At 57.2% G+C, this 6,732-nt stretch carries 5 protein-coding genes; 3 read left to right on the forward strand and 2 right to left on the reverse strand.

Going from position 1 to position 6,732, the window contains the following annotated elements; all coding sequences use genetic code 11:
* Positions 1-14: 14 nt before the first annotated feature.
* A complete protein-coding gene (locus H7B90_RS26335) occupies positions 15-1,778 on the reverse strand; it encodes a sensor histidine kinase (protein WP_311772814.1) in 1,764 nt (587 codons plus the stop codon).
* 151 nt (positions 1,779-1,929) lie between these two features.
* On the opposite strand from H7B90_RS26335, the gene H7B90_RS26340 reads away from it, so the two are divergent.
* From H7B90_RS26340 to H7B90_RS26350, 3 genes are all read left to right on the forward strand, one after another.
* The gene (locus H7B90_RS26340; protein WP_185138877.1) at positions 1,930-3,252 is read left to right on the forward strand and encodes an ABC transporter substrate-binding protein; all 1,323 of its coding nucleotides are present in this window, start codon (positions 1,930-1,932) and stop codon (positions 3,250-3,252) included.
* A gap of 99 nt (positions 3,253-3,351) precedes the next feature.
* Positions 3,352-4,224: a carbohydrate ABC transporter permease gene (locus tag H7B90_RS26345; RefSeq protein ID WP_185138878.1), complete on the forward strand. Its 873-nt coding sequence runs from the start codon at positions 3,352-3,354 to the stop codon at positions 4,222-4,224.
* Complete coding sequence (locus H7B90_RS26350) at positions 4,224-5,054, forward strand: carbohydrate ABC transporter permease (protein ID WP_185138879.1); 831 nt, start codon at positions 4,224-4,226, stop codon at positions 5,052-5,054. Before H7B90_RS26345 ends, H7B90_RS26350 begins: the two co-directional genes overlap by 1 nt.
* A 125-nt stretch (positions 5,055-5,179) precedes the next feature.
* Here the strand turns inward: H7B90_RS26350 and H7B90_RS26355 are convergent, their stop codons facing one another.
* A complete protein-coding gene (locus tag H7B90_RS26355) occupies positions 5,180-6,517 on the reverse strand; it encodes an RCC1 domain-containing protein (protein ID WP_185138880.1) in 1,338 nt (445 codons plus the stop codon).
* Positions 6,518-6,732: the final 215 nt, after the last annotated feature.

A 6,732-nucleotide genomic window follows, 5' to 3' on the forward strand; every position in this document is an offset into this window, starting at 1 on the left:
CTGTCGTCTTGTCGTCAGTAGAAGTCCCTCTTGAGGGAAGCGATGATCTGGACGGTCGCGCCTTGATCGGCGTTGTTGAAGATGTTGAAAAACAGGCGGTTCTTGTACATCAGCTTGAGCCGATTGACGGTGTTGACGATGCCCATGCTGCCGATGCCGAGAGATTCCCGCTTCATGTCCTGGATGCCGTGGTCGGATTGCTCGATTTTGTCCATGATCGCCTTGATCTCCTCCGGCCGAAGGCCTTGGCCGTTGTCGCCGATCTCGATCGCCCACAATCCGTTGTACAGCTTGACCTGGATTCGGATCGTCCACGGCGGGTCCGTCCGGTTGAACGCGTGCTCGATGCAGTTCTCCACGAACGGCTGGATGACGAGGCGGGGCAGCTGGATGGCGTCGGCGGAAGGATCCATGTCGATCTCCCACTGAAGGTCTTCCTCGTAGTTGCGTTCGACAAGGGACAAGTAGCGCCTCGTATGCTCGATCTCCTCCAGCATGCTGACATGCTTGTACGGGGATGATACGATATAGCGCAAGCTCTCGGACAGCTGCTTGCACATGTCGGACACCGCTTCGTTCTTGCCTTCCTGGGAAGCGATGCTGATCAGGTACAGCGCGTTATGGATGAAGTGCGGGGCGATGTGCGCCTGAAGGGCGGAATTTCTCGCCATCGCTTCCTCGTGGACGGCCAGCTTCTCCCGCTCGATCGACGTCTGCAGCCGGTCCAGCAGTTCGCCAAACGCCTCGTTCAGCAGCACGAGATCGTTGTTCTGAAGCTTGCTGTCCGATTGCAGGTTCAGGTTGCTATAGTTCATTCTCATGATCTGCGCGCGAAGCCGGCGGATCGGCAGAACGAAGTTGCTCGCCGAGAAGTACAGATAGGCGAACGAGAACAACGTCAGCGAGACGATCACGATGATCGAGATGTTCCGGACCGAGTTGACGGACCCGAGCGCCGATTCCTTGGAGGTGACGACGACGGTCGTCCAGCCGTTGTTGTCCGACTTCTGGTAAGCCACGTAACGGTCGTCGGAGCCGTCGGTGTAGATGCCGCTTCCGGACCATTCCCGGCCGAGCCGCTCCTGGGGATAGGTCTTGTCGGCATGAGTCGACTTCAGAACGACCGATCCTTCGGCATCGACGACGTAGACGTCCGAGCCGAGAACGCCGTCCGCCACTCTCTGCATATACGCATTGTCGAGCAGAATGGACAAATATCCGAAGATCTCGCCGTCCACGTTGATAATAGAGCGGACGAACGCCATCGTGTCGGATTGCGTCATGTACAGAATATAATGACTCCCGTTCAAGGCTTCGGCGTATTTGGGTTCCCGGGTGATCGACTTCAGATCCAGCGGAACGTTCGTCCCCAGATAAGAGGCCACGGGAATGCCGTTCAGATCGTAGACGGCCATATCCCGGATATCCATGGAGGGCCCGAGAGCCTGGAACATGGCCTCCTTGAGCATTCGAACCCTCGCGAGCCTCGTATACGCAGGATTCCTCTCCAGGTCCATCGCTTCGAACAGACGGGCGTTCGCGAGAAGGCGCTGGGACAGCTGGTTCTGCACGTCGAGATAATCGTCCAGCTGCTCCGACAGCTTCTCCGCGGTCAGCAGCGTCTCGTCGACGGTCTTCTCCCGGAGAGGCTGAACGACGAACCAGTTGACATAGACGAGGAAGCTTCCGAGGATAAGCAGCAGCAATGGGAAAAAAGTGAGAAACAGCTTGGTCCGAAGGCTTGTTCGCTGAGCGAGGCTGCCGAGTTTGATGAGCACGTGGATCGCGAACCCCTTCCCATTCGGTTCAGAATATTACACATGAAGAGTCAACCACAAACATGTACCCCCGGGGGGCTCGAATTTATAATCGTTATTGTAATCGCATCCAAGACAAGTTACAACTATCGAGACAATGGGGGAATTTAGCATGCATCGCAAAACCAAACAAGTCTCGGCCGCCGTTCTGGCAACGGCGCTGGCCGTATCGCTGTCCGCCTGCGGTTCCGATTCCGGTTCCGATTCCGGCGCGGCGGAAGGATCTTCGCCAGCCGGCGGCAAGGGCGGCAAGGTGACGATCGAGCTCGCCATCTCCAAGGCCTCTCAGGATTCCGCCTTCGTGAACGAAGAGCTGCTGAAGAAATTCGAGGACGAGACGAATATCCACGTCAACCTGCAGCTGCTCCCGTCGGAGCAGATCACGACAGTGCTTCAGACGAAGCTGGCGGTCGGCGAGACGCCCGACATCGTGCAATACAACCTGGCCAGCGCCGTCACCGACCTGAACCTCGAGCGCAACTTCGAGATTCTCGACAACGAGCCTTGGGTCGGCCGCGTGCTCAACAAAGACGTCTTGTCGGCGAACGGCCACGTATACGGCTTCCACGTCAGCCAAGACACCGGCATGCAGGGCGTCGTGTACAACAAGGATATTTTCAAAGAGCTGGGCTTATCGATTCCGAAGACGTACGAAGAGTTCCTCGCCGTCTGCGAACAGATCAAGGCGAAGGGGATCACGCCGCTCTTCATGCCGTTCAAGGATCAGTGGGCGACGAATATCTGGGTATCCGCCGCGCTGGCCGACTACGCCGACAAGAACGACCCGACGCTGTTCAACGATCTGAACGCGAACAAGAAGCAATGGAACGAGATTCCGCAGCTTGAAGCGATCATCGATCAGCAATACCAGCTGTACAAGAAGGGCTACACGAACGCCGACGTGCTGAGCGACAGCTACGACATGGCCGTGGGCAAGTTCCTGAACAAGGAAGTCGCGATGATGTTCATGGGCGACTGGCTCATCCAGGACGTCGAGACCAAGGATCCGAACGTGCACCTCGGCCTGTTCCCGATTCCGTACGCCGATAACGTGAAGATGGGCGCGAGCCCGCTGGGCGGCCAGCTGTTCATACCGAAGCAAGCGAAGCACATGGCCGAAGCGAAGAAATTCCTCGAATTCCTCGGTTCCAAGGACGTCGCGCAGCAGATCGTCACCGAGCAGAAGTACGTCTCCAACCTGAGCGACGTTCAGACGCCTGAGCTTCCGGAATACAAGCAAGAGATCGTCGACAACTACATCACGCCGAAGAAGACCGTCATCACGATGGAAGGCTACCTGCAGGTCGACATGAGCGAGATGTACCGCAGCTTCCAGGACGTGTACGCGGGCGGCAAGTCGCCGAAGGAAGCGCTCGACGCTTGGAACGTGAAGTTCCATCAGCTCATGAAGGACAAGGGCGTCGCCGGCTTCTAAGAACGGAATGCGATCGACAGCTAGAGAAAAAGACGGAGCAAGGACAGAATCGGGCCCGGAAGGGGCGATTCTGTCCCCTTCCGTCATGGAGAGTGGAATATGAAGATATCCAAACGACTGTACTCGTACTACATGGTCTGGCCGGCGCTTCTGATCTACAGCTTGTTCTTCGTCCTGCCGACGATCATCGGCCTGTTCTATTCCTTCACGGACTGGCGGCTTGACCGGACGGAGCTTCACTTCAACGGGTGGACGAACTTCAAGACGATCTTCTCGGACAGCACGCTGCTGCTGGCGTTGAAGAACACCGTCATCTTCGCCGTCGTGACCGTTATCGGCAAGAACGTGATCGGGATCGCGCTCGCCGTCGCTTTAAATATGAAGCTGAAGACCCGCAACGGGCTGAGGGCGATCTTTTATTCGCCTTCGATCCTCAGCATCATGGTCATCAGCATCGTATTTACACCGATGCTCCGATCCGACGGAACGATCAACAAGCTGTTCGAGGCGGTCGGGCTCGGCTCGCTCTCGCAGGCTTGGCTGACCGATCCGGCCATCGTCATCTTCACGATCGCCGCCGTCTCCATCTGGCAGACCGCGGGCTTCCAGATGGCGATCTACCTGGCCGGTCTCCAATCGATCTCGAAGGAGTATTACGAAGCGGCCACCATCGACGGGGCCGGCAGCTGGAAGAGCTTCGTGAACATTACGCTGCCTCTGCTGCTTCCGGCGATTAATATTAACGTCATGCTGACGCTGATCGGCGGGTTGAAGGTGTTCTCCGAAGTGTTCGTTCTGACCGGCGGCGGGCCGGGCAACGCCTCGCAGGTCGTCGGAACGATCATCCTCCGTTCGTTCGGCGAAGGAAGCTGGGGCCTCGGCACGGCCGTGAACACCCTGCTGTTCGTCGCGGTGACGATCATCTCGATTCCGCTGCTCATGTTCATGCGCCGCAAGGAGGTCACCGAATAATGAACGCGACACTGAGAAAATCCTGGCGCACGTACCTCGTCGAAATCGTCATGCTGCTCGGATCCTTGATCGTTCTCCTGCCGATTCTCATCATGGTTCTCGGATCGTTCAAGACGAGCGCGGAAGTATTGGACTTCTCGCTGAAGCTTCCGAAGGAATGGCTGTTCAGCAATTATCAGAAGGTGTACGAGGAAGGCAACCTGCTTCGGGCGTTCTTGAACGGCATTCTGATCACGGGCGTCTCGTCGATCGTCAACATCGTCACGACGTCGGCGGCTTCGTTCGTCCTGGTGAGAAGGGAGTCGCGCCTTTCGAACGCGTTGTATCTGTTTTTCTTCATGGGACTTATCGCCCCGATGTCCACGATCACGACGATCCGCGTCGTTCAGTGGCTCGGCTTCTACGGCAGCATCACGAGCGTTATCTTGATCTATGCCGCGCTTAATACGGCGTTCAGCGTGTTCCTGTACAACGGCTTCATCAAGTCGATTCCGAAGGCGCTCGACGAAGTCGCGTTCCTGGAAGGCGCCGGCATGTTCAGCGTGTTCTTCCGGATCATCATTCCGCTCATCGTGCCGGTTAACGCCACCGTGGCGATCATGGTGTTCATGTCGGTCTGGAACGACATCACGATTCCGATCTACTTCCTGACCGACAGCTCCGACTGGACGATGCCGCTGTCCGTGTACAACTTCTACGGCAAGTACAGCCGGGACTGGAACCTGATCTTCGCCGATCTGGTGCTGACGTCGCTGCCCGTCTTTATTCTGTACCTGTTCGCGCAGAAATACATCGTCGGCGGCTTGACGGCCGGCGCGGTGAAGGGGTAAGGCGGAACGGCGGGTCTTACATGCAATTAAGCCATCCATTCACGATACAGAAGACGAAAGCCCTTCAGCCCTCCAGCAGGAGGACGGAAGGGCTTTGTTTTTTTCGGGGATTCGTACCGCTGGGATCAGAGCTTCACCGGTACCGGATATTTGTAGGAATTTTCTTTGCCGTCATTCCCCAATTGACCGGCTGCATTGTTGCCCATGGCCCAGAGAGTGCCGTCCTCTCGGAGGAGCAAGCCGAAGTTAAATCCGGCCGTTACCGCCACCGCTCCGTCGAACGGACTGCCGTTATCCCATTTGACCGGGACGGGGAGCTTCGACGATTGATTCGTGCCGTTGCCCAATTGTCCGTAGAGATTGACGCCCCATGCGACGACCGTGCCGTCGTTTTTGATCGCATAGGACTGATCCCAGCCTGCGGCAATCGCTTTGACATCCGACAATTGGCCGGAAGGGTCCCCCGGATCTTGAACGGGGATCGGGTAGCCCGAGAAGTTCCTCGTGGAATTGCCGATGCCGAGCGCCCCTTGAAGATTGTTCCCCCAGGCATACACTTTCCCATCCTTCAGAGCCAGAACGTGCGTGACTCCGGCCGCGATCTGGTCGACATCCGCCCATTCGGGAGCGCTATTGTCGGGAGCGTGGACCTTGATGGGCTTGAAAGAAGCCTCCAGCACGGTACTGGACGGAATCGTGCCGATTCCCAGCTGCCCGTAGGACTCCTCGCCCCACGCCCATAGCACGCCTGCTTCGTCGATCGCCATCGTATACCCGTTGCTTACGACGATGTTCACGATCGGCGGCAAATTCGGTACCTTCAGCGGAACCAGGCTGAGGGGGATTTTCCGGTCTACCCCCAACTGGCCCGACTGATTGTTCCCCCAAGTATATACGCTTCCGTCTTCTTTGAGCGCGACGCTCTGCGAGCTGCCCCCTTGAATCTGCTTAACCCCGGTCAGGTAGCCGCTCGGATCCGATGGGTCTCGAACCTGTACGGGCTCCAGGCGCCGCGTGGTCGTTCCGTCTCCAAGCTCTCCGCTGCTATTCTGTCCCCAGGCCCACACGGTGCCGTCGGCGGCCAATGCCACCGTGAACTGAATGCCGGCATCGACCTGCTTGAAGGGGATGTCTTGGATAGGGCCCGTCACCTGGACAGGGACTTTCCTGACCTTGGTGTCGCCAAGTCCCAGCTCGCCGGACCCGTTGCTGCCCCATACCCATATCGTTCCGTCCTTCTTCAAGGCGACATTGTGCTTCGCCGACTGCACCGTCGGCGCGTATTCCGAACCTAGCTCCGAGATACTCGAGATCGGCGCTTCCGTTCCCGTCTCCGCTGCCGCGTAGTTTCGTTCCCCGAAGCCGCTCCATAACAAGGACAACGTCAAGGATAAGGCGCATACCCCTTTCATTAGGCGTGCGGGCGATAGACCCCGCTGCTTCGGCTGAACCTGGAATTCCATGAGCCGTTCCTCCTCCGACTGCAAAGGCAGTGTTTTATTGGATACATATTGTATCAAAGAAGCTATAAGAGCTTCCTTCATCCTGCGTCATAGGATGAAGCCAAACATTCGCAACCTTGTATGGGACACCACTTGATGCCATTGTCAGAGTCAAGTCTTCGTATCTATCGCCCTCCAGTCGTAGTTGTCTTCATTTGTGAAAATCAGTAGTAAAA

This window comes from Cohnella xylanilytica, assembly GCF_014212175.1.
GTDB lineage: Bacteria > Bacillota > Bacilli > Paenibacillales > Paenibacillaceae > Cohnella > Cohnella xylanilytica.